This is a genomic window from Xanthomonas sp. NCPPB 1132, from assembly GCF_056629235.1.
The window spans coordinates 2,490,359-2,515,133 of sequence record NZ_CM152819.1; the positions used below are offsets into that span (position 1 = coordinate 2,490,359).

A 24,775-nucleotide genomic window follows, 5' to 3' on the forward strand; every position below is an offset into this window, starting at 1 on the left:
CGGCGGCAGGTGCGCGACCGGAGGGGGGGCGTAGCGGTCAGAAAAGTGAAGAAAGGAAAACCACTGCGTTGCTGTACAACATGTTTCGCCGTCACCCGAATGTGATATCGGCGTGACGGCACATTCCTCGATACGTCGTTGGTCGTAAGACGATTCCCGACGCTGTCTGATTCATTTCCCTACGTGGTTCCTCACGCGGTCAGCGGCTGCCATTCGGTGCCGATCGCGTCGGCGATGGCCTGCGCGTTCGGCTGGGATGCCTGCGTGGCATGCGACGTTGCAGCGGTGGCCGAATGGCCGGCCACCACCGTGGCGACGAAGGCTGGGGCAGGGGTGGCACGCGTGGCGTGCTGTTCCAATCGGAACACCGCCACCGCGTCGCTCAACTGCGCGGCCTGGTCCTCCATCGAGCGGGCCGCGGCGGTGGCTTCCTCGACCAGCGCAGCGTTCTGTTGCGTGCTCTCGTCCATCTGCGTCACCGTGCGGTTGACCTGCTCGATGCCGGCGGACTGCTCCTGCGAGGCCGCGGAAATCTCCCCCATGATGTCGGTCACGCGGCCCACCGAGGCCACGATCTCCTGCATGGTCTGGCCGGCGCGCTGCACCAGCTCGGCGCCGGTGGCGACGCGGCCGACCGAGTCGTCGATCAGGCCCTTGATCTCCTTGGCGGCATTGGCCGAGCGTTGCGCCAGCACGCGCACCTCGCTGGCGACCACGGCGAAGCCACGGCCCTGTTCGCCGGCACGGGCGGCTTCGACGGCGGCGTTGAGCGCCAGGATGTTGGTCTGGAAGGCGATGCCGTCGATGACCGAGATGATGTCGGCGATCTTCTTCGATGCGGTCTCGATGCCGCTCATGGTCTCGACCACCTGGCCGACCACTGTGCCGCCCTGCGAGGCGACCGCGGCGGCGCCGGCGGCGAGCTGGTTGGCCTGGCGTGCGTGCTCGGCGTTCTGCTTGACCGTGGCGGTCAGCTCTTCCATCGAGGCGGCGGTCTCTTCGAGGCTGGCCGCCTGCTGCTCGGTGCGCTGCGAGAGATCGCTATTGCCCTGGGCGATTTCGGTGGCGGCGCTGTGGATGTCGCCGGCGGCACGCTGGATGCGGCCGACGATGTCGGCCAGGCGCTCGGCGGTGCCGTTGGCGTCGTCGCGCATGGTGGCGAAGATGCCATGGAACTCGCCGTGCATGCGCGCGCCGAGATCGCCGTCGGCCAGCGCGCTGAGCAGCCGCGAGACCTCGGCGATGCTGATGGCGTTGGCGTCGAGCAGGCCGTTGAGTTGCTGTGCCAGCATCAGGAAGAAGCCTTGCTTGCCGGTGCGGTCGATGCGCTGCGACAGGTCGCCGGCGGCGGCACTGCGCACCACCGCGGCCACTTCCGCTTCCACCCGGGTCTCGGCGGTGCGGTCGCGCCATTCGCAGACGAAGCCCAGGTGCGCGCCCTCGGCATTGCGGATGGCGGAGATCTCCTGGGCGATGCAGACCTCGCGGTAGCGGACCTCGCGCTGCGCCGCACCTTGCCGGTCCAGCCGCTGGTAGATTTCCGCGTCCTGCGAATTGCCCACTTCCAGCAGCGCCACCGACTGGCCCAGCAGCGGTGCGGTGCGGTCGAACGCCGGCGCGCAGGCGCGGATGTCCTCGGCGTGGGTCTGCAGCAGGGTCTGCAGCGCGGTGTTGGCGTAGATGATGGTCAGGTCGGGATCGGCGATGTACATGCCGGTGGAGGCATTGTCCAAGGCGGTGCGGATGCGCAGGTTCTCCGCGGCGACGCTGCGTTCGCGTTCGATGCGCTCGCGCAGTTCGCGCTGCATCCGCGCCAGCGCCGCCATCAGGCTGCGCCCGTGCCTGGCGGCGACCGGAATCGGCTGGTCCAGGCGGCCCTCGGCGATGTGCTGGGCGGCGTCCATCGCCACCCGCGGCTCGCCGCCGAGCAACTGCGCGACCGAGCGCAGGATCCAGGCCGCGGCGGCGGCCAGGCACAGCATGGCGACCAGTACCGCGCCGGCCTGCTGCCAGGTGGCGCGCTGGCTCTGCTGTTCGGCGGCCTTGCGGCTCTGCTCGTTCAGCGCCAGGATGCTGTCGCTGATCGTGTCCATCTCGCTTTCCAGCCGAGTGAACTGCGCGGTGAAGTCCGCATAGGCGGCGCTGCTGTCGCCGTGGGTCTCGGCCAGCGTCACCACCTTGTCGGCGGCGGCGATGTAGCGCTGCAGCGCTGGCCCCGCCGCATCCAGCTGCGCGCGCAGGGTGCCGTCCAGCGGCAGCTTCTGGTTGTCGTCCAGCGCCTTGCGGAATTGGCCGGCGTGTTCGCCCAGCGCGGTGCGCGCCGCCTTGACCCCGTCCGCATCCTGCCGCGCCGCCGCCAGGAGCGCGGACGTGACGTCGCCGCGCAGGGCGTCGTGCATCATGTCGGCCTGCATGTGGTTGCGCAGCGCGTCCGAAGAGGTGACCTGCGCGGCGACCGAGCGCAGCAGGCCTTGCTGGGCGCCGTAGCCGACCCCGCTCAGTGCGAGCAGGGCGAGCACCGCCACCAGCACCAGGATCCCGAGCATATGCATGATTTTCATCGGTGTGGCCCGATCAGAAACGGAAGGACAGGCCCGCGCCGAGCGCGTGGTCCGGCGAACGGTCGTTGAGGCCGCGGCTGTACACCACGTCCAGCTGCACGTCCTGGCTGAGCAACCAGGCCGAGCCCACGTCGAGCAGGGCGACGGTGCCGCCGTCGTCGGCATGCGCGATCTGCGGCAGGGCCAGTTCCACGAACGAGCGGGTGCGATCGTTCCAGGCCTTGCCCAGCACCACGCCGAAGATGCCGGCGGTGTAGCGATGTCCGCCGTCGCCCTCGTCGCGGATCACGCCGGGCATCATGCCCAGCGAGACGCTCTCGCTGAGTTCCCATTCGGCCACCAGACGGAACGACGGGCGGGCACCACTGCCGCGCACGTCGCGCGCGCCGCTGGGCAGGTCCACATGCAGCAGCCAGGCCAGCGAAGCGCCGCCGATCTCGCTGGCGAGGTGGTGCTTGAGGCCGAGCGAGATGTCGGAGAAGCCGGAGACGTCGTCGCCGACCGGGACGTCGATGGTCTGCCAGCCGTCGGTTTCCACGCGCAGTTCCCAGCTCGGGCCGATGCCGTAACGGAACAGGGGGGGCGTGGTGTAGCCATCCACGTCGCCGTCGCGTTCCCAGGCCACGCTGGTTTCTACCTGCAGGCGCCGGTCGCCGACGGTGAGGCTGGATTCCACGAAGTCGGGGCGATCGGTAGCGATCGGCTCGGCTTCGGCATGCGCCCCTCCGGCGAGGCCGAACAGTGTCAGACAACTGGCAAGAACGACTGGCTTCATGGCGCCTCCCATGGCGGTTCGGTCGGAACCGGGGATCCGGGCGCAGTGCGTCCGGCGCCGAGGCGCGTGCGGTGCCCATGGCGTGGCAGTTCCGCTGTCTATATCGACCCTGAAGACCGTTTCTTTACGAACGTGACGTGCTAAGCGCTCTGCGGCGATCGACGCACCAGAGGGCTGGAGGGCGCGCGAGGCGCTCGGGCGCCTCGCGCGTGTCAGGGACGGTGGGGCGGCTCAGAATTCCTGCCACTGCGCGTCGTCCGGCGGCGCGGTCGCGTGCGGGACCGCGCGCAACGGCGCCGCCGCCGGCCGCCGTGGCGTCGCCGCGGCAGGACGGCGTGCGGGCGCCGGTGCAACGGTCCCCGCCTTGGCGCCGGTCTCCAGCTTGAACAGCGCCACGGCCTGGTTGAGGTGGCCGGCCTGGTCTTCCATCGAGCGTGCCGCCGCGGTGGCTTCCTCGACCAGTGCGGCGTTCTGCTGGGTGGCCTCGTCCATCTGGGTGATGGTCTGGTTGACCTGCTCGATGCCGGCCGATTGCTCCTGCGAGGCGGCGGCGATCTCGCCCATGATGTCGGTGACGCGCTGCACCGAGGCCACGATCTCCTGCATGGTGGTGCCGGCCTGTTCGACCAGGGCCGAGCCCTCGGCGACACGCTCGACCGAATCGTCGATCAAGGTCTTGATCTCCTTGGCCGCATTCGACGAACGCTGGGCGAGGGTGCGCACTTCGCTGGCGACCACGGCGAAGCCGCGGCCCTGTTCGCCGGCGCGGGCCGCCTCCACCGCAGCATTCAAGGCCAGGATGTTGGTCTGGAAAGCGATGCCGTCGATGACGCCGATGATGTCGGCGATCTTGCGGGACGAGGTCTCGATGCCGCTCATCTTGTCCGAGACCTGGCTGGCCAGTGTGCCGCCCTGCGAGGCCACCGCGGCGGCGCCGGCGGCCAACTGGTTGGCCTGGCGCGCGTGCTCGGCGTTCTGCTTGACGGTGGAGGTCAGCTCCTCCATCGATGCCGCGGTCTCTTCCAGGCTGGCCGCCTGCTGCTCGGTGCGGCGCGCCAGGTCGTCGTTGCCGGCGGCGATCTCGGCCGCGGCCCCGTTGATGCTCATCGCGGCGGTCTGGATCCGCGTGACGATCGCCGCCAACTGCTCGGCGGTGGCATTGGCGTCGTCGCGCATGGTCGCGAACACACCCTGGAAGTCGCCGTGCATGCGCGCGGTCAGGTCGCCGGCGGCGATCGCCTGCAACAGCGTGGACAGCGCGTGCAGGTTGCCATCGGCGGTGGCCATCAACTGATTGAGACTTTCGACCATGAGGCGGAAGTCGTACTGGAAGCGCTCGGCATCGCCACGCACGCTGAAATCGCCCGCCGCGGCGGCGCCGGCCAGGTGCTTGATCTCGGTGTTCATCGCGGTCAGGTTGCGCTTGACCGTGTCCATCGTTTCGGTCAGCACCGCTTTTTCGCCGGGCAGCCGGTCCATATCCTCGGACAGGTCGCCGATGGCATAGCGGCCCATGATCTGCGCCAGGCGCATCTTCACCGCGATGTGCGAGGCGGCCAGGGCATTGCTGTCGTGGACCATGCGCCCGTAGTCGCCGGGAAAGGCGCGCTCGTCCATGCGGTAGCTGATCTCGCCGGCATCGTGGCGATGGGCCATTTCCTTCTGCGCGTCGAGCACCGCGCGCAGCTGCTGCTGCATGCGCTGCAACGACCCCAGCAACTGTCCTAGTTCGTCGTTGCGCGGGTACTGGATGCGGCTGTCCAGGCGGCCGGCGGCGACCGCACTGGACACTTCCACCGCACTCGCCAGCGGCTTGACCACCAGCCGGCGCAGCAGCAGGTACAGACCGCCGCTGAGCAGCAGCGCGGCGCACAGGCCGACGGCGGCGATGGTCCACAGCAGGTGGTGCGCGGGCGCCATCAGCACCGCCTTCGGCACCGCCACACCCAGCGCAAAGCGCTCCTGGGCCTGGCCGATCTGCAGCGGCACGTACACTTCCACGTCGGTGGCGCCGGTCTGCGGATCCACGGTGTCGCGGCTGACGGTCTTGCCCTGGGCGATGTCGGCCAGCAAGGCGCGGGTGGCCGGATCCTGCAGCGTCTTGCCGACCAGCGCGGGATCGCGGTCGGCGATGATGGCGCCGCCGGGCGAGAGCAGGCGCACGTGGCCAGCGCCGAGCGGGCGCAGCTTGGCCACACGCTGCTGCAGCGCGGCCAGGCCGAAATCGGTGGTGACCACGCCCAGGAACCTGCCGTCTTCCAGGATCGGCGTGCTGACCGTGGTCATCAGCACCTTCTGTCCGGCGATCTCGTAATCGTAGGGTTCGGCGACCGTTGGGCGCAGCAGCTTGCGCGGATTCAGATACCAGTCGCCGGCGCCGGCCACGTCGTAGTCGCGCAGCGGATCGCGCACGAGTTTTCCGTTCTGCCAGGACCAGTACACCATGTAGCGGCCGCTGGCGTCATGGCCCGCGCTGTTGGCGTAGTCCGCGTCCTTGCCGTCCAGCGCCTGCGGTTCCCACAGCGTGCCGATGCCGGTCCAGTCCGGGTGGTGCTGCAGTTCGCGGCGCAGGCTGTCGCTGAACAGCTCGCGCGCCTTGTCCTGGCCGCGCTGGGCGAGCAGCGCATTGGCCAGCGCCTGGTTGGAGACGGCGGAGGCGCCGATGGTGTTGCCGATGCGCTCCGATTCCAGGCGCGCGGCGTCGGTCATGCCGACCTTGGCCGAGGCGAGCAGGGCGGAACTGCTGCGGGCGTAGATGATGGCGGCGGTAATGCCGAAGCACAGCAGGGCGATCGCGGCCACGCCCAGCATCAGGCGGGTGGCGACACTGCTCGGGCGTGTGGAGGACGTCGTGGGCATCGCGGTCGTCTCGATGGGAGGATGGAGCGCGCGCGCGTCGTGAACTGGAGCTTCTAGCCTGCGGGCACCGCAAACGAAGCGGAGACATGCGCGACCCTTCCGTTATCGGCACGGCATCCCAAAAATTTAGTGGGCGTTTAGGGTGCGATACGCCAGGCGTTCCAGCGTCGGGGCCGGCTGCGCCCCCACGCGACAGAGGCGGCCTTGGCGCGGGACGAGAGCGCTCGGCACTTGCCGAGCGTAAGGCGAGAAATGAAAAAGCCCCGGGAGCGCGTGCTCCCGGGGCCGTTGACGCTGGATGGACGGCCGCTGCGTGGGCTCAGAACTCCTGCCAGCTGTCGTCGCCCGCCGCGACCGCGACCGGACGGGCCGATGGTCGGACCGGGCGAGGAGCGGACTTGGCCACCGGCTTGGCCGCCGAACGGGCGACCGGGCGAGCCGGTGCGCTGGGAACGCTGGCGACAGTAGGCTGGCCGAGCGGGGCGCTGCTCGCCTCGATCTTGAACACAGCCACGGCCTGGCTTAACTGGCCGGCCTGTTCTTCCATCGAGCGGGCGGCGGCGGTGGCTTCCTCGACCAGGGCGGCGTTCTGCTGGGTGGTCTCGTCCATCTGGGTGACGGTCTGGTTGACCTGCTCGATGCCGGCCGACTGCTCCTGCGAGGCGGCGGCGATCTCGCCCATGATGTCGGTGACACGCTGCACCGAGGTCACGATCTCCTGCATGGTCTTGCCCGCCTGGTCGACCAGCGCCGAGCCCTGGGCGACACGGCCGACGGAGTCGTCGATCAGACCCTTGATCTCCTTGGCGGCGTTGGCCGAGCGCTGGGCGAGGGTACGCACCTCGCTGGCGACCACCGCGAAGCCGCGGCCCTGTTCGCCGGCACGCGCGGCTTCAACCGCCGCGTTGAGCGCCAGAATGTTGGTCTGGAACGCGATGCCGTCGATGACGCTGATGATGTCGGCGATCTTCTTCGACGAGGCCTCGATCCCGCTCATTGTCTCCACGACCTGGCCGACCACCGCGCCGCCCTGCGAGGCGACCGTGGCCGCACCGGTGGCGAGCTGGTTGGCCTGGCGGGCGTGTTCGGCGTTCTGCTTGACGGTGGAGGTCAGCTCCTCCATCGAGGCGGCGGTCTCTTCCAGGCTGGCGGCCTGCTGCTCGGTGCGGCGCGACAGATCGTCGTTGCCGGCGGCGATCTCGCTGGCGGCGCCGTTGATGCTGACCGCCGCGGTCTGGATCCGCGCGACGATCGCCGCGAGTTGTTCGGCGGTGGCGTTGGCGTCGTCGCGCATGGTGGCGAACACGCCCTGGAACTGGCCGTGCATGCGCGCGGTCAGATCGCCGGCGGCAATCGACTGCAGCAGGGCGGACAGCGCCTGCAGGTTGCCGTCGGCGGTGGCCATCAACTGGTTGAGGCTGTCGACCATCAGGCGGAAGTCGTACTGGAAGCGCTCGGCGTCGCCGCGCACGCTGAAGTCGCCTGCGGCTGCAGCGCCGGCCAGGTGCTTGATCTCGTGGTTCATCGCGGTGAGGTTCTGCTTCACCTTGTCCATGGTCTCGGTGAGCACGGCCTTTTCGCCGGGCAGGCGGTCCATGTCGTCGGACAGGTCGCCGATGGCGTAGCGGCCCATGATCTGCGCCAGGCGCAGCTTCACCGCGATGTGCGAGGCCGCCAGGGCGTTGCTGTCGCGGACCATGCGGCCGTAGTCGCCGGGGAAGGTGCTTTCGTCCATGCGGTAGCTGATCTGGCCGGCGTCGTGGCGCTGCGCCATCTCGGCCTGCGCGGCGAGCACGGCCTGCAACTGCTGCTGCATGCGTCCCATGGCGTTCAACAGGCGGCCGGTCTCGTCGCGGGCCTCGGTGCGCACGGCATTGTCCATGTGGCCATCGGCGATGGCCTCGGCGGTGCGGGTGGCCAGGCGCAGCGGCGCGGTCAGGCTCTGGGTGATGGTCAGTGCCAGCAGTACGCTGAGCGCCAGCGCCAGCACGGTGCCGCCGATCAGCAGCATGCGGCCGCGCTGCATCGCGTCCAGCGCGGCCTGGTAGCCCGCGGCCGCCTGCGATTTCTGCCGATCGGCGAACTCGCGGATCTTGCTCTGCCATGCCAGGGTCGCGGGCAGCGCGTCGCGATTGAGCATCTCCACAGCCTTGGCGATGTCGCCCGCTTCGCGCGTCGCCACGATGGCGTCATTGATCTTCTTCGCGACGGCACGCTTGGCATCCATGTCCGCCCGCATCGCGCGGCCGGTCGGGGTGCTTGAGAGCGTGTCGATCTTGACGCGTGCCGCGGCGTAGCGCTCGCGCTGCTTGGTGAACGTCTCCAATGCTTGCTTGCGGATCGCAGGATCGGTGGAGGTGGTGTAAGTGCTCAGGGCGACGAGCACCGAGGAATTGGCGTCGAGCATCTGGTTGCTGAATTCGATCTTCGCCATGCGGTCCAGCACGATCATGTCCAACTGCTTGCGCGCGTCGGCCATGCCGGACAGCCCGATGATCACCAGGATCACCGAAAGAACAATCAGCAGGCCGAATGCGGCCGATAGGCGCATACCGACGTTGTAGCGTTGCAGAAAGCGGGTCATTTCACATCTCCAAGGGGCAAAAAGGTGGCTCGGCGCGCAGGGATGCGACGTCGGCGGTTGACGCGGGCACAGAGACACGGCGTGCGTTGGAGACGTCGGCAGTCACATGGCGTGATGACTGGCGACGCCTTGGGCAAGGCGTGCGAAAGCGCCGCAATCGCGACGGTGACCATGGCGTTGGCATGCCCGATCCGCACCTGGAATCGCCTGTGGCGACGAATGGTCGTCTCGGTGGATGCGTCCTGGTGTCGCAAGATCGCATGCATGCTGGGCCCCCGTGTACGAGAGAAGAAACGACGCGTGTTGCGGTGCGCCGGGGATCCGGGGTGTGGTGCGACCTGGACGAAACGTGTGGCGAAAAACTGCAAGTCGAGCCTGCGCGCATGGCATGCATGCACGAAAAGATCAGTCCTCAGGCCTTGTGACCTTCCCCCGTTTGGTATTCGACTTCAGCGACCGGCGTGTCTGCCGATCGTTCCCTCTGAAGCGCCGGTGGACCTCCCCAGGCCGTGCCGGCACGCACCGATGTAGACAAAAAGCGTGCGCTTGATTTTGTATCGACAGGCGCAGGGAATTCTTTAGCGCCGCATGCAGCGCACATCGCGCCTGTCCGCGGCGACCGTGCGCGAACAGGTGGAGCTGCGGCGCGCACCGCAAACAAAAAGCCCCGGCATCGCTGCCGGGGCTCGTGTGTGACGCGACGCGCCAGGCGGTGCGATCAAGCCGCCTGCTGCACCCGCAGCGAGCGGACCAGGCCGCCGATGTCCACGATCAGGGCGACGCGGCCGTCGCCGAGGATGGTGGCACCGGAGATGCCGCTGATGCGCCGGTAGTTGTTCTCGATGTTCTTGACCACCACCTGCTGCTGGCCGATCAGCTCGTCCACTTCCAGCGCCAGCTTCTGCCCGTCGGCCTCGACCACGACCACCAGCGGTTCTTCGCTCTGCTCGATGCGGCCGAAGCCGTAGGAGTCGCTGAGCGAGAGGATCGGCAGGTATTCGCCACGGACCCGCAGCACGCGGCCTTCGCCGGCCATGGTGCGGATGTCGTCGGCCTTGGGCTGCAGCGCCTCGATGACGTAGGCCAGCGGCAGGATCAGGGTTTCGCCCGACACCGCCACCGTCATGCCGTCGAGGATCGCCAGCGTCAGCGGCAGGCGGATCAGCACGCGGGTGCCGCGGCCGGATTCGCTTTCCAACTGCACTTCGCCACCCAGGCCCTGGATGTTGCGGCGGACCACGTCCATACCGACGCCACGGCCGGACAGGTCGGTGACCGCGTCGGCGGTGGAGAAGCCCGGGGCGAAGATCAGGTCCCAGACCTGCGCATCGCTCGGGTTGTCCGGCACCGCGATGCCGCGTTCGGCGGCCTTGGCCAGGATGCGGTTGCGGTTGAGGCCGGCGCCGTCGTCGCTGACTTCGATGACGATGTGCCCGCCCTGGTGCGAGGCCGCCAGGGTGATGGTGCCGGTCTCGTCCTTGCCGGCGGCGCGGCGCGCCTCCGGCAGTTCCAGACCGTGGTCGATGGAGTTGCGCACCAGGTGCACCAGCGGATCGGCGATCTTCTCGATCAGGCCCTTGTCCAGCTCGGTACCCTCACCGATCGTGCGCAGGCGCACCTGCTTGCCGAGGCGGGTGGAGAGGTCGCGGACCAGGCGCGGGAAGCGGCGGAACACCGCGTCCACCGGCAGCATGCGCACGCCGATCACCGCTTCCTGCAGGTCGCGGGTGTTGCGTTCGAGCAGGTCCAGGCCGGCGAACAGGCGCTCGGCCACGGCCTGGTCCAGGCCCGTGGAGACCTGCTTGAGCATGGCCTGGGTGATGACCAGTTCGCCAACCAGGTTGATCAGCGCATCGACCTTGTCGACGCTGACGCGGATCGAGCTTTCCGCTTCGTGCGCGGCGGCGGCGTTGCCGGCCGGTGCGTTGGCGGCCACGGCGGCGGCCGGCGCGGCGGTGGCGGCGGTCGGCGGCGCGGTCAGCACCGGTGCCGGCGCAGTAGCCAGGCTCGGCGGCGGCACCGGACGGATCTCCAGTTCGCAATCGTCGATGACCCAGGCGAAGGTGTCTTCGATGGCGCTGCGCGGAATCTTGCCGACCAGGCCCAGGTCCCAGGCCAGGTAGGCCTCGAGCGGGTCGAGTTCGGCGAAGCCGGGCATGCGCGTGGTGCGGCAGGCGACCTGCAGCGGACCGAGGTGTTCGAGTTCGCGGATGATGCGCAGCGGGTCGTTGCCGCTCATGAACAGCGACGGCGCCGGGGTGAAGCCGATCTGCCAGGCTTCCGGCTCGGCCGGCTGGTTCGCCGCCGGGGTGGCCGCGGCCGGTGCGGCCGGGCCGCCGTTCAGTGCGTGCTGCAGGCGGTCGTGCACGGCCTTCACCGCGGCCGGATCGGCCGGGACGCCGTGCTCGGCTTCGCGCAGCAGGGCGCGCAGCACGTCCACCGAGCCGAGGATGGCGTCGATCGCGTGCGCTTCGACTTCGCGCTTGCCGGCGCGCAGCTCGTCGAGCAGCGTCTCCAGCACGTGGGTCAGGCCGGCCATCGCCTCGAAGCCGAAGGTGGCGGCGCCGCCCTTGATCGAGTGCGCGGCGCGGAACACCGAGTTGATGGTCTCGGGGTCGCGATTGCCTTCTTCCAACGACAGCAATCCGGCTTCCATCGCATCCAGCCCTTCGCGGCTTTCCTCGAAGAAGGTGGCGTGGAAACGTTGCAGGTCCATGCTCATGGGGCGGGAATCCGGAAAAGGAGGGAAGGGATCAGCCCAGGACTTTCTGGACGGTGGCGATCAGCTGTTCGGGATTGAACGGTTTGACCAGCCAGCCGGTGGCGCCGGCGGCCTTGCCCTCGGATTTCTTTTCCGCCGCCGACTCGGTGGTCAGCATCAGCATCGGGGTGAACTTGTAGTCCGGCAGCTGCCGCAGTTCGCGGATCAGGGTGATGCCGTCCATGTTCGGCATGTTGACGTCGGTGACCACCGCGTTGAAGCGCTGGCCCTTGGCACGGCCCAGTGCGACCGCGCCGTCTTCGGCTTCTTCGACGGCAAAGCCGGCCGAGGTGAGGGCGAAGGAGACCATCTGGCGCATCGACGCCGAATCGTCCACAACCAAGATACGTGCGCTCATGCCGCGTTCTCCACAGATTTCAGATTGTCAGGGGTTGCAGGAAGGCCCAGCGATTCGCTGACCCCTAGCAGGCGGGCCGCGTCGCGGAAGGTCGCGTTGCAGGCCTCGAATTCGGTGCGCTTGCCGTCCTTGCGGCGGGCATCGACGAATGCGCACAGCACCTGGACCGACGCGGTATGGATGCGGCGGACCTCGCCGGCGTCCAGCCGCAGCACGTCGTCCGACGCAAGGAACGCGGTCAGGCGTTGTTTCAGGTCGGCGCTGGTCTCGATACCGAGATCTTCGCCAAGGGGGACTGTGCTCATCACTACTCCGCACCAATGGTCTATGGCAGATAACGGCCGTGGCCTGAAAAGCTTTAGCGGCGGTTGGAAAGTGCGGCACCGTTCGCAGTTGCCGCCCGCCGGCCCGGGTCAGTGCAGCAGTTGCTCGGCGTCGAGCAGGATCATCGGCTGTTGCGCCAGCCGCGCCACGCCGCGGAACAGATGATTGGAAATGCGGCAGATACGCGCGTTGTCCGGCGGCTCGATCTGCTGGTCGCTGAGGCTGGCCACGTCTTCCACGGCCGATACGCGCAGGCCGAGGGTCTCGCCGTTCTCTTCCAGCACCACCACCCGGGTCTGCATGTCCATCTCGATCGGGGCCGCGCCCAGGTGCACGCCGAGGTCGAGCACCGGCACCACCTGGCCGCGCAGGTTCATGATGCCGAGCATGGCCGGCGGGGTGCCGCGCAGCGCCAGTAGCGGCACCGGCAGCACCACTTCCTGCACCTTCAGCAGCTCCAGCGCGTAGGCCTGCTCGCCGCAGCGCAGGCGCAGCCAGCGGGTGCGGCGCTCGGACAGGCGGTCGGGGGCGATGGCCGAGCCGTGCGGCACGCTCGGGGCCATGAAGGACTGCAGGTTCGGCGGCAGCTTGGCGCCGGCGGCCTGGGCGCGGCTGGCCTCGGCGCGGCGTTCCGGCGGCACCGCCATCGGCGGGCGCTTGACTGCGTGCGCGGCGGCGGCATCGTCTTCGGCGGCCAGATCGCGCGGCACGGCGGCACGCTGCCGCTCCATCGCCGCGACCGCATCCAGGTCGGCCTGGCGCTCGGCCTGCTGGGCCGGGGTCAACGCGACAGGCGCGGGCGCGTCCTGCGACATGATGCCGGCCAGCGCCGGATCGGAATCGGCTTCGGCCAGGACGGCGGCGGCGATCTGTTCGGGCGTCGGGCCGGTCGGGGCGGGTGCGAGCGCCTGCTGCGACATGATGCCGGCCAGGGCGGGATCCGAATCCGCTTCGGCCAGGACCGCGGCAGCGATTTCTTCGGGCGTCGGACCAGCCGGAGCGGGTGCCAGCGCCTGCTGCGACATGATGCCGGCAAGGGCCGGATCGGAATCGGCCTCGGCCAGGACCGCGGCAGCGATTTCTTCGGGCGTCGGACCAGCCGGAGCGGGCGCCAGTGCCTGCTGCGACATGATGCCGGCCAGGGCCGGGTCGGAGTCGGCTTCGGCCAGGACTGCGGCGGCGATCTGTTCCGGAGTCGGGCCGGTCGGGGCGGGCGCCAGCGCCTGCTGCGACATGATGCCGGCCAGTGCCGGATCGGAGTCGGCTTCGGCCAGGACCGCGGCAGCGATCTGTTCGGGCGTCGGGCCGGCGGGGGCCGGGGCCGGTGCCGGCGTCTCGGTTTGTGCTTGCACGTCGGCGACCGCGACCGGCGCGGGGCTCGGCGGCACGGCTTTCTGCTCCTCCGCGATCACGTCGTGGAGCAGGCCTTCCAGATAATCGTCGATGATGCCGGGAGTGCTCATGCGGCTTGCTCCATCGGCGTCGCATCGCTGGCCACCAGCCATTCCAGCGCGCGGCGGTAGGCGGCCAGGCCGCGGCCGGGGTAGTCGCCGGGCACGCCGGCCACCGTCAGCGCCTTGACGTTGCAGATCTTGGTGTCGACCGGGATCGCGTCTTCCCAGACCCGCTCGCCGTAGCTGTCCTGCATCTGCCGCAGGGTCTCGTTGCCGGCGCGGGTGCGCTTGTCGAACAGGGTCGGCAGGATCGAGGCGGGCAGGGGGCGGCGCCGCGAGCGCTCGACCATGTCCACGGTGCGGACCATGCTGGCCAGGCCGTGCAGGGCCAGCGGCTCGGCCTGGGTCGGGATGATCACGCGGTCGGCCGCGGCCAGCGCGTTGATCATCAGCAGGCCCAGGGTCGGCGGGCAGTCGAGCAGGATGTAGTCGTGCTGGCCGGCGTGGCGGGCCATGGCCTGCTGCAGCGCCAGGCCCAGGCCGGGCTGGTTGGCGCTGCGGCGTTCCAGGGTGGCCAGCGCGGTTTGCCCGCAGACGAAGCTCAGGCGCTCGACCGCAGTGTCGCGGGCCAGCGCGGCGAGTTCGCCCGGCGGCGTCCCGAACAGATCCAGCACGCCCGGCGGCTGCGGTTCCTGCGGCACGTCGAAGGCACGGGTCAGCGAGGCGTGCGGATCGAGATCGAGCATCAGCACGCGGTGCCCGAGCATGGCCAGCCCACGGCCCAGGGCCAGCGTGGTGGTGGTCTTGCCCACGCCACCTTTCTGGTTGGCGATCGCCCAGATGCGCATCAGTTGACTCCTTCAATGGCAGGTACTGCGCGGGGCCCGCCGGCGCTGCCGGCGGCCGCCGCGGCGGGGGGTGTCGGGGTGGCCGGCGTGGCGCCGGCGCTGAGACGGTCGGGGGCCGACGGCGTCGGATCGCTGCTGTCGCCGGAATCGGCCAGGATCACCAGCACCACGCGGCGGTTGGCGTTGCGGCCGGCCGGGGTGTCATTGCTGGCGCGCGGGCGGAACTGGCCGTAGCCGATCATCGACAGCCGCGAGGGTTGCAGGCCCTGGTCGGCGAACAGGTGGACCACGCTGGCCGCGCGCGCCGCCGACAGTTCCCAATTCGACGGGAACTGCGCGGTGGCGATCGGGGTGTTGTCGGTATAGCCCTCCACGCGCACCCCGTTGGGCACGCCGGACAGCACCTGCGCCAGTTCCGCCAGAGTGGCGCGTGCGCTCTGGTCGAGCGCGGCCGAGCCGGAGCCGAACAGGATGTCGCTGTTGATCTCCACTTCGATCCACAGCCCGGCGCGGCGCACGGTGATCAGCTTCTTCTGGATCAGCGGCGCCAGCGCGGCACCGAGGCGGTCGGCGATGCTGTCGAGCTGGCGTTGCGCGCGGCGCAGCTGCTGCGCATCGCGCAGGTCGTCGCCGCGCTGCGCGGTGCCGGAGGGCAGGCGGTTGGGGTCGGGCAGGGTCAGCGCCGGGCTGGACTTGATCGGGGTCGGCCGCTCGCCGCCCTGGCCCTGCAGCGCGTGGTCGCCGACCTGCACCGGGCGCAGGGTCGTCGGGGTGCCGCCGAACGCCGCGCTCATCGCGTCGGCCATGACCCGGTACTTGGCTTCGTTGATCGTGGACAGCGCGTACATCACCACGAAAAAGGCGAGCAGCAACGTCATCAGGTCGGCATAGGGGATGGCCCATGCCTCGTGGTTGGCGTGCTCGTCGTGGGAGTGCTTGCGGGCCATTGGCAACTCAATGCAAGAATCCGGCCAGTTTCGATTCGATGTTGCGCGGGTTCTCGCCCTGGGCGATGGCGATCAACCCTTCGATGATCATTTCGCGCTCGCCGCAGCTGTGCTTGATCACGCTCTTGAGCTTGGCGGCCATCGGCAGGAACAGCAGGTTGGCCGAGGCGATGCCGTAGATGGTGGCGGTGAACGCGGCGGCGATGCCGTGGCCGAGCTTGCTCGGGTCGGCCAGGTTCTTCATCACCGCGATCAGGCCCAGCACCGCGCCGATGATGCCCAGGGTCGGTGCGTAGATGCCCATGCCCTCGAACACCTTGGCCGCGGCCAGGTCGCAATGTTCCTGGCCGTCCAGGTCGATCTCCAGCATGTGCCGGATGGCTTCCGGCTCCACGCCGTCCACCAGCATCTGCAGGCCCTTGCGCACGAACGGATCCTGCTGCTGCGGCACCTGGTTCTCCAGCCCGAGCAGGCCCTGGCGGCGCGCGATGTTGCTCCATTCCACGATCTGCTTGAGCAGCGCCTGGCGATCGCTCGGCGGCGGCCACAGGATCCACTTGGCGATCTGGAACGCACGGCGGAACACGGACGGCGGGGTGTGCACCAGGATCGCGGCGACGGTGCCGACGATCACGATCACGAACGCAGCCGGCGACCACAGCGCCGAAATGCCGGCGCCCTTGAGGATGCTGCCGCCGATGAGCGACAGAATCGCCAACAGCAGGCCGATGAGACTGAGCTTGTCCATGCAGGAGGTATCGGCAACGGGGCTTGGGACTTGATGGGGGCGGGATTTGGGATTGGAGATTGGAGATTCGCAAGAGCGCGAGGGCAGAGGGTTGGTCGGTGTGCCGTAGGAGCGGCTTCAGCCGCGACGCGCGGACCTTGGCGCGTTACCTGAGCACAATCGTTCGGATCGTCTCGGCAATTGGCACTGCGCTGTGCGTGCTATCGTCAATCCCAGCCTCACCGCGTCGCGGCTGAAGCCGCTCCTACGGCGGAATCAGGGAAAACGAGGCGCCAGGGAAGTCGCCGTTGCGAATCCCCACTCCCGAATCCCCAATCCCAGCTCCTCAAGCCTTCAAGCCATCCACATCCAGGATCAGCGCCAGGCGGCCGTCGCCGATGAGGGTGGCGCCGGCGTAGCCGGGCAGGCCGCGCAGGGAGCGCGGCAGCGGCTTGATCACCACTTCCTCGCGGCCGCGGACCTGGTCCACGACCAGGCCCATGCGCGATTCGCCGGCCTGCAGCACCACCACGGTGAGCAGCGGCAGTTGCGGGGCGTCGATGTTGAGCCACTGGCGCAGGTCCACCAGCGGCAGGGTGTGCGACTGCCGGTCGAGTACGGCGCGGCCGTCGAACCAGCCCAGCGAGCGGCGCGGGGCATGCAGCACTTCCACCACGCGCGCCAGCGGCAGCGCATAGACGGTGTCGCCGGCCTGCACCAGCAGGGTCGGCAGGATCGCCAGGGTCAGCGGCACGCGGATCAGGAAGCGGCTGCCGCGGCCCAGTTCCGACTGGATCTGGATCTGCCCGCTGAGTTCGCGGATGCGCGATTGCACCACGTCCATGCCGACGCCGCGGCCGGAGATGTCGGTGACCTCGGACTTGGTCGAGAAGCCGGGCAGGAACACCAGGTGCAGACATTCCTCGGTGGTCAGGCGGGCGGCGGCCTCGGGGTCGATCAGGCCCTTCTCGCGGGCCTTGGCGCGCAGCCGTTCCGGGTCGATGCCGGCGCCGTCGTCCTGCACCTCGATGCTGACGTAGTCGCCTTCCTGCTGCGCCGACAGGCGCACATGGCCGCCGCGCGGCTTGCCGGTGGCTTCGCGCAGGGCCGGGGCTTCGATGCCGTGGTCGATCGCGTTGCGCACCAGGTGCACCAGCGGATCGGCCAGCGCCTCGACCAGGTTGCGGTCCAGTTCGGTGTCGGCGCCGATCAGCTCAAGCTCCACTTCCTTGTTGAGCGAGCGGGCGACGTCGCGCGCCACCTTGGGGAAGCGCGAGAACACCTTGCCGACCGGCTGCATGCGCGTGCGCATCACCGCCGACTGCAGGCGCGCGGTGGCGATGTCCAGGCTGCTGACCGCGCGGTCCAGTTCCTCGTCGCGCAGGCGCACGCGCAGGGTCTTGAGACGGTTGCGCGAGAGCACCAGTTCGCCGATCAGGTTGACGATCGCGTCCAGGCGCTTGGTGTCCACGCGCACGGTGTGCTCGGGCTCGGCGGCCTTGGCCGGGGCGGCCGCGGCCTTGGGCGCGGCGCTGGGCGCACGCGGCGCCGGCTGCAGCGCCTGCGGCGTGGCCGCCGGCGGCGCATCGCCGTGCAACTGGTCCAGCAGCGCCTCGAATTCGTCGTCGCTGATCAGGTCTCCCGCAGCCGCGGCGGTGGCCGGGATGGCGGCCGCTGCTACGGCGGGCGCCGGCGCGGCGCTCTTGGCCGGTGCCGGTGCCGGCGCGGCGTCGCCGTGCGCGTCGAACTGCGCGATCAGCTCCGGCGGCGCGCGCGGCGGCTCCTGGCCGCTGCCGAAGGCGTCGAGCATCGACTGCAGGTAGTCCAGCGACTGCTGGGCGGCGTCGAAGTGCCGCGCCTGCAGGGTGGCCTGGCCGGCGCGGGCCATGCCCAGGGTTTCCTCCGCGGCGTGGCACAGCTCGACCATGGCGTTGATCGCCAGGAAGCCGGCGCCGCCCTTGAGCGTGTGGAAACCGCGGAACACGGCGTTGAGCTGGCCGCTGTCCTCGGGCGCCTGCTCCAGCGACACCAACTGCTCGCCGAGCCGGTCCAGGATTTCCTGGGCCTCGATGATGAAGTCGGCAGCGATGTCGTCGGGTACGGCGCTCATAAAGTTACAGTCCTAGTCCGGACAGCAGGTCGTCGGCGTCGTGCTGCGACACGCCGTGGCGGTCCAGGCCGGGCAGGGCCGGGCCGGCCAGGCTGCCGTCGGCCTTCCTGTTTTCTTCCTTCGGCGGCAGACCCAACGCGCCGAAGCCCTCGTGCACGCGGCGCACGATGCCGGCAACGCGGCGGATGATCTGCCCGGTCAGGTCCTGGAAGCTCTGCGCCAGGGCCATTTCGGTGAGGTTGTGGCGGATCTTGTCGAGGATCTCGCCCTGGTCGCCGCTGAGGCCGCCGGCGGCGAGCTGGTCGGCCAGCGCACGGCATTCCTCGGCCAGGTCCAGGGTGCGGTGGCTGGCCTGTTCGGTCATCTCCACCACGTGGTCCAGGCGCGAGCAGGCGTCGTCCAGCTCGCCGGCCTCGCTGGGCACCACCGGCAGTTCGCCGAGCGCCTGCCCAAGATCGCGCGCGAGCCGGCTCAGGCCCTGCATCATCGGCCGCGTGCGCCAGGCGGCGAGGGTGTCGATCTCCCTGCGCCAGCCGGCCTCGTCGCCGTTTTCCAGCGCGTCCAGCGCGCCTTGCAGGCGTTCGATCAGGGCGGTACGTTCGGCGGTGGCTTCCATTTAGGCGGTCGCTCCCAGGCGTTCGAAGATCTTGCCCAGCTTCTCCTGCAGCGTCTGCGCGGTGAACGGCTTGATGATGTAGCCGTTCACGCCGCACTGCGCGGCCTCGATGATCTGCTCGCGCTTGGCCTCGGCGGTGACCATCAGCACCGGCAGGTGCTTGAGCTTGTCGTCGGCGCGGATGTTGCGCAGCAGATCGATGCCGGTCATGCCCGGCATGTTCCAGTCGGTGACCACGAACTCGAACGGCGCCGAGCGCAGCGCGGCCAGGGCGCTGTTGCCGTCTTCGGCCTCGGCGGTATTGGTGAAGCCCAGATCGCCGAGCAGATTCTTGACGATGCGTCGCATCGTCGAGAAATCGTCCACGATCAAAATCCGCATGTTCTTGTTCACCACTGACTCCTGAGGGTTCCTATTCTTCGTCTTCCAGACCGGCATCGGCGACCTCGAACGCCTTCAGGCGTCCGCGCAACCGTACCGTGGCCTGGCCATGGATCTGACACACGCGCGACTCGCTGACCCCGAGCACCGCGCCGATTTCCTTGAGGTTCAATTCCTGCTCGTAGTACAGCGACAGCACCAACTGCTCGCGTTCGGGCAACTGCGCGATCGCCTTGCCCAGCTCGCGGCCGAATTCGCTGCGCTCGAGCATCTGCTGCGGATTGGGTCCGCCCTTGGCGATGGTATCCAGCTCGCCATGGTCCTCGATGCGCGACTCCAGGCTCAGCACCTGGCCGCGGGCGGCATCTTCCATCAAACGCAGGTATTCGGGAAGCGGCATGTCCATCGCCGCGGCCACTTCGTTGGCGGCGGCGGCGCGGCCGGTGCTCTGTTCGATCTTGCGGATCGCCGAGGCGGCGTCGCGGGCGCGGCGGTGCACCGAGCGCGGCACCCAGTCGCCACGGCGGATCTCGTCGATCATCGCGCCGCGGATGCGGATCGAGGCGTAGGTCTCGAACGAGGCGCCCTGTTCGGCGTCGTAGCTGCGCGAGGCCTCGATCAGGCCGATCATGCCGGCCTGGATCAGATCGTCGATCTCGACGCTGGCCGGCAGCCGCGCCGCCAGGTGGTGGGCGATGCGCCGGACCAGGTCCGAGTGCTGGGTGATGTAGTCGTTGGCGCTGTTGCGCTGGACGGCGCGGTAGTGGGCGGCGGCGTTCATGCGGCCACCCCGCGCTGGATGATGCGTTCGACGAAGAACTCGACGTTGCCGCGCGGGGCGGTCGGCGCCTGCCAGCGCGCGGTGCGCCGGGCGATCTCGGAGATCGCCTGCGCCGACGGGCTGGACGGGTAGGCCTTGACCACCGGCTGCTGGCGCTGCACCGACAGGCGCAGCCAGTCGTCCTGCGGCACGCAGCCCAGGTAGTTCAGCGACACATCGCCGAGGAACTTCTCGCAGACCCGGCTGAGCTTGTCGTACAGCAGGCGGCCTTCGTTGAGGTCGCGGACCATGTTGGCGACGATCTGCACCCGGTCCACCCCGCGCTCGCGCGAGAGGACCTTGATCAGGGCGTAGGCGTCGGTGATCGAGGCCGGCTCGTCGCAGACCACCACCACCGCGTCCTGCGCGGCCTGGCAGAAGGTCAGCACGCTGTCGGTGATGCCGGCGGCGGTGTCGACGATCATTACGTCCAGCTCGCGCTGCAGTTCCGAGAACACGTTGACCAGGCCCACGTGCTGGGCCGGCGGCAGCTCGGCCATGTAGCGGCGGCCGGAGGCGGCGGGCACCACCATCAGCCCGTTGGGCATGTCGATCAGCACCTCTTCCAGGGTGCAGCGCCCGGCCACCAGGTCGGCCACGGTGAACTTGGGGGTCAGCCCCAGCAGCACGTCGACATTGGCCAGGCCCAGGTCGGCGTCCAGCAGCAGGGTGCGCTTGCCCATGTCGGCCAGCGCCATGGACAGGTTCACCGAGATGTTGGTCTTGCCCACGCCGCCCTTGCCGCCGGTCACGGCGATGGTGCGCACCGGACCCAGCGGTTCGCTGCGCGTCGCCGACAGGGGGAAGGCATTGGTCAGATTGACGTAGTCACGCGACGGCATGGGTCTGCTCCGGAGTACAGGGCTTATCGGCAGCGCGCCGCAAATCTTCAAGGCGCAATACCAGGCTGGCGGCGTTGGCGCGGTGCAGGTCGTCCGGCACACGCTGTCCATCGGTCACCCAGGTGATGGGGAGGCGGTGGTCCACGACCACCGACAAGGCACTGCCGAACCGCCCGGTCTCGTCCAACTTGGTCATGATGACCCCCTGTGGGTCGGCGCCGGCGAACCGGCGCACCACCTCGTCCAGGTCGGAGAAATGGGCGTTGGCGGGGAGTACCAGTAAGGATCGGACCACCCGCGAGGCGCGCAGCCAGTGCAGCTGGGCAGCCAGGGCGCGGTCGCGCTGGCCCATGCCGGCGGTGTCGATCAGCACCAGCTTGTAGTCGGCCAGCCGCTCCAGCAGCTGCTGCAGCGCGGCGTCGCTGTCGGCCTCGTGTACGGCGATGCCGAGCTGGCGGCCGTAGCTGTGCAACTGTTCGCGGCCGCCGACGCGGATGGTGTCGGTGGTGACCAGGGCCACGTCGCGGGCGGCATGGCGCTCCAGGAAGCGCGAGGCCAGCTTGGCGATGGTGGTGGTCTTGCCGGCGCCGGTCGGGCCGATCAGGGCGATCACGCCGCCTTCCTCGAGCGGGTCCAGCGCGGCGATCGGCAGGCGCTTGGAGAGCAGGCCCAGCATCAGCCCGCGGCCGCGGTGCAGCTCCAGGTCGGCGGGGATCTGCATGACCACGTCGCGGGTGATGCCGCTGTCGAAGCCGTAGTCGTCCATCAGCTCCAGCGCCTGGGCGCGCACCGGCGAGCCGCGCAGGCGCTCGTCGGTGAGGCGGTTCATCTCGCGCTCGATCATCTGCCGCATCAGCGCCAGTTCGTCGCGCAGCTGCGTCAATTGTTCGTCGTTCTGCGGGGCGGGGAAGGTCGGCACCGCCGCCAGCGTGGCGGCCGCCGGGATTCCGGCAGCGGCCGGCGCGTCGGCCTTGGCCACGCTCGGCGCGGCCGGGGCCGGAGCCGTGCTCGGGCTCGCCAGCGGGGTCAGCGCCACCGCGGCGACGTCGTCGCGCCAGGCCGGCATGGCCTCCGCGGCCGGGGCCGGGGCCGGGGTTGCGGCGGCGAACGGGCTGGGCATGGGTACGCTGATCGGGGCGTTGCGGAACACGTCCTCGGGGATGCTGAAGTCGGCGCGGCCGGTGACCGGTGCCGCGGCCTTGGCCGGGGCGGCCTGGCGTGCGGCGGCAGCCGGGGCGGCCGCGGCGGGCATCGCCGAGGCGGCCAGGGCGGCCGGCTGGGTCAGCGGCCGTGCGGCGGGAGCGGCCGGCGCGGCACTGCCGCGGCGCTCGCTGATCGCGGCCATCATCGCCATCGCCGGGCTGGCGGCGGCGCTGTCGCTCCGTGCAGCGCGCGGGGCGGGAGCGGCCGCTGCCTGCGCGGCCGCGGCGCGCGGCGCCTCGTCCGGGCGCACCGCATCCAGCGCCCGCTGCACCAGGGCCTCGTCGTAGTTGCTGGCGGCGACGATCTCGATGCCCTCGTCGGTACGCCGATTGGACAGGATCACCGCATCCGGCCCGTGCTCGTCGCGCACCATCCGGAAGGCGGTGCGCATGTCGGGGGCGACAAAGCGTTTGATCTTCATGGGTGGGAGCCGGGAATGGGGAATGGGGAATGGGGAATGGATGCGTGATCGGTGCCGATACGTGGCGGGCCGCGGTGTCGTGTCTGGTTTTTCGTGATCGTGTTCATTGCTCTCTCCGCTGCCGGGGCAAGGGTGCGATTCCCCATTCCCTGTTCCCGATTCCCGTCATCTCAACTGATCGTCCCCACCAGCTTCAGCCGCTTGTCCTCCGGCACTTCGCTGTAGGACAGGACCGACAGCGCGGGGACGCTGTGGCGGACCAGGCGGGCGAGGGCGGCGCGGACCTGCGCCGGGACCAGCACCACGGCCGGTTCGTTGCGCGCCTCCTGCTTGCTCACGCAGTCCGCCAGACTTTGGTGCAAGCGCTCGGCCAGTCCGGGTTCCAGCGCCGCGCCGTTGCCCTGGGTAGAGTCCTGCAAGACACGTTCCAATTGCGGGGCCAGGGTGAACACCGGCAGTTCCGGGGCCATGCCGGCGATCTCCTGGACGATGAACCGGCCCAGGGCGTTGCGCACCGCGGCGGTGAGCGCGCCGGGTTCCTGACTCTGTGGGGCGTGCTCGACCAGGGCCTCGACGATCTTGCGCAGCTGCCGCACCGGGATCTTCTCGATCAGCAGGTTCTGCAGCACCCGCACCACCACCGACAGCGGCAGCGCCTTGGGGGTGAGGTCCTCGACCAGCTTGGGCGCGCTCTTGGCCAGGGTCGCCAGCAGCTGCTGCACTTCCTCGTGGCCGAGCAGTTCCGGGGCGTGCTCGCGGATCAGGTGCGAAAGGTGGGTGGCGATCACCGTGGCCGGGTCGACCACGGTGTAGCCCATGGTCTCGGCCTGGGCGCGCAGGTGCGGCTGGATCCAGATCGCATCCAGGCCGAACGCCGGGTCCTTGCCGGGAATGCCGTCGATCTTGCCCAGCGCGCCGCCCGGGTCCAGCGCCAGTTCGCGGTCCGGGTGGATGTCGGCGGTGGCCACCGGCACGCCATGCACCAGCAGGCGGTAGGCGTTGGCCGGCAGTTCCAGGTTGTCGCGGATGTGCACCGGCGGCACCAGGAAGCCGATGTCCTGGGTCAGCTTGCGGCGCACGCCCTTGATCCGCGCCATCAACTCGCCGCCCTGGGCCTTGTCCACCAGCGGGATCAGCCGGTAGCCCACTTCCAGGCCCAGCGGGTCGATCGGGCGCAGTTCGTCCCAGCCCAGTTCGGCGTTGGCCTGGGCCGCGGCCGCAGCCTGCGGCGCCGCCTCGGCGGCGGCCGGGGTCGGCTGCAGGCTGCGCTTCCACATCTTCCAGGCCAGCACGCCCAGGATCAGCGCCAGCGTCAAGAAAGCGACGTTGGGCATGCCCGGGATCAGGCCGACCAGGCCCAGGATCGCCGCGGCCACCGCCAGCGCCTTATGCTGGCCGAACACCTGGCCCATCATCGAGGCGCCCATGTCCTGCGAACGCGAGGCACGGGTGACCAGCATCGCCACCGCCGAGGACACCAGCAGTGCCGGCAGCTGCGCGACCAGGCCGTCGCCGATCGACAGCAGGGTGTAGGTGGAGGCGGCCTGCGCCACCGGCATGCCGTGCTGCAGGACGCCGACCGCCATGCCGCCGATCAGGTTGATGAACAGGATCAGGATGCCGGCGATGGCGTCGCCGCGGATGAACTTGCTGGCGCCGTCCATCGAGCCGTAGAAGTCCGCTTCCTCGCGCACTTCCTCGCGGCGGGCCTTGGCTTCCTCGCGGGTCAGCAGGCCGGCGTTGAGGTCGGCGTCGATCGCCATCTGCTTGCCGGGCATGGCGTCGAGGATGAAGCGCGCGGTCACTTCCGACACGCGTCCGGCGCCCTTGGTGATGACCACGAAGTTGATGATGGTGAGGATCGCGAACACCACGATGCCGACCGCATAGTTGCCGCCGATCACGAATTCGCCGAAGGCCTCGATCACCTTGCCGGCCGCGCCGTGGCCGCCCTGGCCGTTGATCAGGATCACGCGGGTGGAGGCCACGTTCAGCGCCAGGCGCAGCATCGTGGTCATCAGCAGCACGATCGGGAAGATGCTGAACTCCAGCGGCCGCTTCACGTACACCACCGCCAGCAGCACCATCAGCGAGATGGCGATGTTGAAGGTGAACAGGGCGTCCAGCACCGGGGCGGCCAGCGGCACCACCACCATCGCCAGCATCAGCAACACGATCACCGGGGCGCCGAGCCCGTGCTTGATCATGTCCATCACTTTGCGCGTGTTCATCTGCGCGGCAGGC

Annotated in this window: 18 protein-coding genes; all 18 read right to left on the reverse strand. The window is 69.5% G+C overall.

Going from position 1 to position 24,775, the window contains the following annotated elements; all coding sequences use genetic code 11:
- Nucleotides 1–191: 191 nt before the first annotated feature.
- Nucleotides 192–2,561 carry a methyl-accepting chemotaxis protein gene (locus AC1G9L_RS10535; RefSeq protein WP_481068976.1) on the reverse strand — a complete coding sequence of 790 codons (2,370 nt, stop codon included), beginning with the start codon at nt 2,559–2,561 and terminating at the stop codon, nt 192–194.
- 13 nt (nt 2,562–2,574) lie between these two features.
- Nucleotides 2,575–3,336, reverse strand: coding sequence for a transporter (locus tag AC1G9L_RS10540; protein ID WP_019801589.1), 762 nt, complete (start codon nt 3,334–3,336; stop codon nt 2,575–2,577).
- 231 nt (nt 3,337–3,567) lie between these two features.
- Entirely contained in the window at nt 3,568–6,195 is a 2,628-nt protein-coding gene (locus tag AC1G9L_RS10545) for a methyl-accepting chemotaxis protein (RefSeq protein WP_481068978.1), read from the reverse strand.
- Nucleotides 6,196–6,514: 319 nt separating this feature from the next.
- On the reverse strand, nt 6,515–8,779 hold the full coding sequence (locus tag AC1G9L_RS10550) for a methyl-accepting chemotaxis protein (RefSeq protein WP_019800689.1): 2,265 nt from the start codon (nt 8,777–8,779) through the stop codon (nt 6,515–6,517).
- A 718-nt stretch (nt 8,780–9,497) separates the two neighbouring features.
- Nucleotides 9,498–11,501, reverse strand: coding sequence for a chemotaxis protein CheA (locus tag AC1G9L_RS10555; protein WP_371182250.1), 2,004 nt, complete (start codon nt 11,499–11,501; stop codon nt 9,498–9,500).
- 31 nt (nt 11,502–11,532) lie between these two features.
- The gene (locus tag AC1G9L_RS10560) at nt 11,533–11,898 is read right to left on the reverse strand and encodes a response regulator (protein WP_010341778.1); all 366 of its coding nucleotides are present in this window, start codon (nt 11,896–11,898) and stop codon (nt 11,533–11,535) included.
- Nucleotides 11,895–12,203, reverse strand: a complete 309-nt coding sequence (locus AC1G9L_RS10565) for an STAS domain-containing protein (RefSeq protein WP_010341777.1) — start codon at nt 12,201–12,203, stop codon at nt 11,895–11,897. The genes AC1G9L_RS10560 and AC1G9L_RS10565 overlap by 4 nt, the downstream gene beginning before the upstream one ends.
- A 108-nt stretch (nt 12,204–12,311) precedes the next feature.
- Nucleotides 12,312–13,685 (reverse strand): chemotaxis protein CheW, encoded by a 1,374-nt coding sequence (locus tag AC1G9L_RS10570; protein WP_481068980.1) that lies wholly within the window; start codon nt 13,683–13,685, stop codon nt 12,312–12,314.
- The gene (locus AC1G9L_RS10575; RefSeq protein ID WP_209029213.1) at nt 13,682–14,464 is read right to left on the reverse strand and encodes a ParA family protein; all 783 of its coding nucleotides are present in this window, start codon (nt 14,462–14,464) and stop codon (nt 13,682–13,684) included. The genes AC1G9L_RS10570 and AC1G9L_RS10575 overlap by 4 nt, the downstream gene beginning before the upstream one ends.
- Nucleotides 14,464–15,411, reverse strand: coding sequence for a flagellar motor protein MotD (gene motD / locus AC1G9L_RS10580; protein WP_481068982.1), 948 nt, complete (start codon nt 15,409–15,411; stop codon nt 14,464–14,466). Before motD ends, AC1G9L_RS10575 begins: the two co-directional genes overlap by 1 nt.
- Before the next feature lie 7 nt (nt 15,412–15,418).
- Nucleotides 15,419–16,159 carry a flagellar motor protein gene (locus tag AC1G9L_RS10585; protein ID WP_019801692.1) on the reverse strand — a complete coding sequence of 247 codons (741 nt, stop codon included), beginning with the start codon at nt 16,157–16,159 and terminating at the stop codon, nt 15,419–15,421.
- 325 nt (nt 16,160–16,484) lie between these two features.
- Entirely contained in the window at nt 16,485–18,248 is a 1,764-nt protein-coding gene (locus AC1G9L_RS10590) for a chemotaxis protein CheA (protein ID WP_481068984.1), read from the reverse strand.
- A gap of 4 nt (nt 18,249–18,252) precedes the next feature.
- Nucleotides 18,253–18,864, reverse strand: a complete 612-nt coding sequence (locus AC1G9L_RS10595) for a protein phosphatase CheZ (RefSeq protein WP_019800186.1) — start codon at nt 18,862–18,864, stop codon at nt 18,253–18,255.
- Complete coding sequence (cheY, locus tag AC1G9L_RS10600; protein WP_010341542.1) at nt 18,865–19,257, reverse strand: chemotaxis response regulator CheY; 393 nt, start codon at nt 19,255–19,257, stop codon at nt 18,865–18,867.
- Between the two features lie 19 nt (nt 19,258–19,276).
- Entirely contained in the window at nt 19,277–20,026 is a 750-nt protein-coding gene (locus AC1G9L_RS10605; protein ID WP_010341541.1) for an RNA polymerase sigma factor FliA, read from the reverse strand.
- Nucleotides 20,023–20,907 (reverse strand): MinD/ParA family ATP-binding protein, encoded by an 885-nt coding sequence (locus AC1G9L_RS10610; protein ID WP_010341540.1) that lies wholly within the window; start codon nt 20,905–20,907, stop codon nt 20,023–20,025. The genes AC1G9L_RS10605 and AC1G9L_RS10610 overlap by 4 nt, the downstream gene beginning before the upstream one ends.
- Nucleotides 20,894–22,531: a flagellar biosynthesis GTPase FlhF gene (gene flhF, locus AC1G9L_RS10615; protein WP_481068986.1), complete on the reverse strand. Its 1,638-nt coding sequence runs from the start codon at nt 22,529–22,531 to the stop codon at nt 20,894–20,896. The genes AC1G9L_RS10610 and flhF overlap by 14 nt, the downstream gene beginning before the upstream one ends.
- Nucleotides 22,532–22,701: 170 nt before the next feature.
- Nucleotides 22,702–24,762: a flagellar biosynthesis protein FlhA gene (gene flhA, locus AC1G9L_RS10620; RefSeq protein WP_481071095.1), complete on the reverse strand. Its 2,061-nt coding sequence runs from the start codon at nt 24,760–24,762 to the stop codon at nt 22,702–22,704.
- Nucleotides 24,763–24,775 lie beyond the last annotated feature (13 nt).

Excerpts from the sequence above, each read along its gene's own strand:
- AC1G9L_RS10535 (WP_481068976.1), bottom strand. The coding sequence starts at position 2,561 with ATGAAAATCATGCATATGCTCGGGATCCTGGTGCTGGTGGCGGTGCTC.
- AC1G9L_RS10540 (WP_019801589.1), bottom strand. The coding sequence starts at position 3,336 with ATGAAGCCAGTCGTTCTTGCCAGTTGTCTGACACTGTTCGGCCTCGCC.
- AC1G9L_RS10545 (WP_481068978.1), bottom strand. The coding sequence starts at position 6,195 with ATGCCCACGACGTCCTCCACACGCCCGAGCAGTGTCGCCACCCGCCTG.
- AC1G9L_RS10550 (WP_019800689.1), bottom strand. The coding sequence starts at position 8,779 with ATGACCCGCTTTCTGCAACGCTACAACGTCGGTATGCGCCTATCGGCC.
- AC1G9L_RS10555 (WP_371182250.1), bottom strand. The coding sequence starts at position 11,501 with ATGAGCATGGACCTGCAACGTTTCCACGCCACCTTCTTCGAGGAAAGC.
- AC1G9L_RS10560 (WP_010341778.1), bottom strand. The coding sequence starts at position 11,898 with ATGAGCGCACGTATCTTGGTTGTGGACGATTCGGCGTCGATGCGCCAG.
- AC1G9L_RS10565 (WP_010341777.1), bottom strand. The coding sequence starts at position 12,203 with ATGAGCACAGTCCCCCTTGGCGAAGATCTCGGTATCGAGACCAGCGCC.
- AC1G9L_RS10570 (WP_481068980.1), bottom strand. The coding sequence starts at position 13,685 with ATGAGCACTCCCGGCATCATCGACGATTATCTGGAAGGCCTGCTCCAC.
- AC1G9L_RS10575 (WP_209029213.1), bottom strand. The coding sequence starts at position 14,464 with ATGCGCATCTGGGCGATCGCCAACCAGAAAGGTGGCGTGGGCAAGACC.
- motD (WP_481068982.1), bottom strand. The coding sequence starts at position 15,411 with ATGGCCCGCAAGCACTCCCACGACGAGCACGCCAACCACGAGGCATGG.
- AC1G9L_RS10585 (WP_019801692.1), bottom strand. The coding sequence starts at position 16,159 with ATGGACAAGCTCAGTCTCATCGGCCTGCTGTTGGCGATTCTGTCGCTC.
- AC1G9L_RS10590 (WP_481068984.1), bottom strand. The coding sequence starts at position 18,248 with ATGAGCGCCGTACCCGACGACATCGCTGCCGACTTCATCATCGAGGCC.
- AC1G9L_RS10595 (WP_019800186.1), bottom strand. The coding sequence starts at position 18,864 with ATGGAAGCCACCGCCGAACGTACCGCCCTGATCGAACGCCTGCAAGGC.
- AC1G9L_RS10605 (WP_010341541.1), bottom strand. The coding sequence starts at position 20,026 with ATGAACGCCGCCGCCCACTACCGCGCCGTCCAGCGCAACAGCGCCAAC.
- AC1G9L_RS10610 (WP_010341540.1), bottom strand. The coding sequence starts at position 20,907 with ATGCCGTCGCGTGACTACGTCAATCTGACCAATGCCTTCCCCCTGTCG.
- flhF (WP_481068986.1), bottom strand. The coding sequence starts at position 22,531 with ATGAAGATCAAACGCTTTGTCGCCCCCGACATGCGCACCGCCTTCCGG.
- flhA (WP_481071095.1), bottom strand. The coding sequence starts at position 24,762 with ATGAACACGCGCAAAGTGATGGACATGATCAAGCACGGGCTCGGCGCC.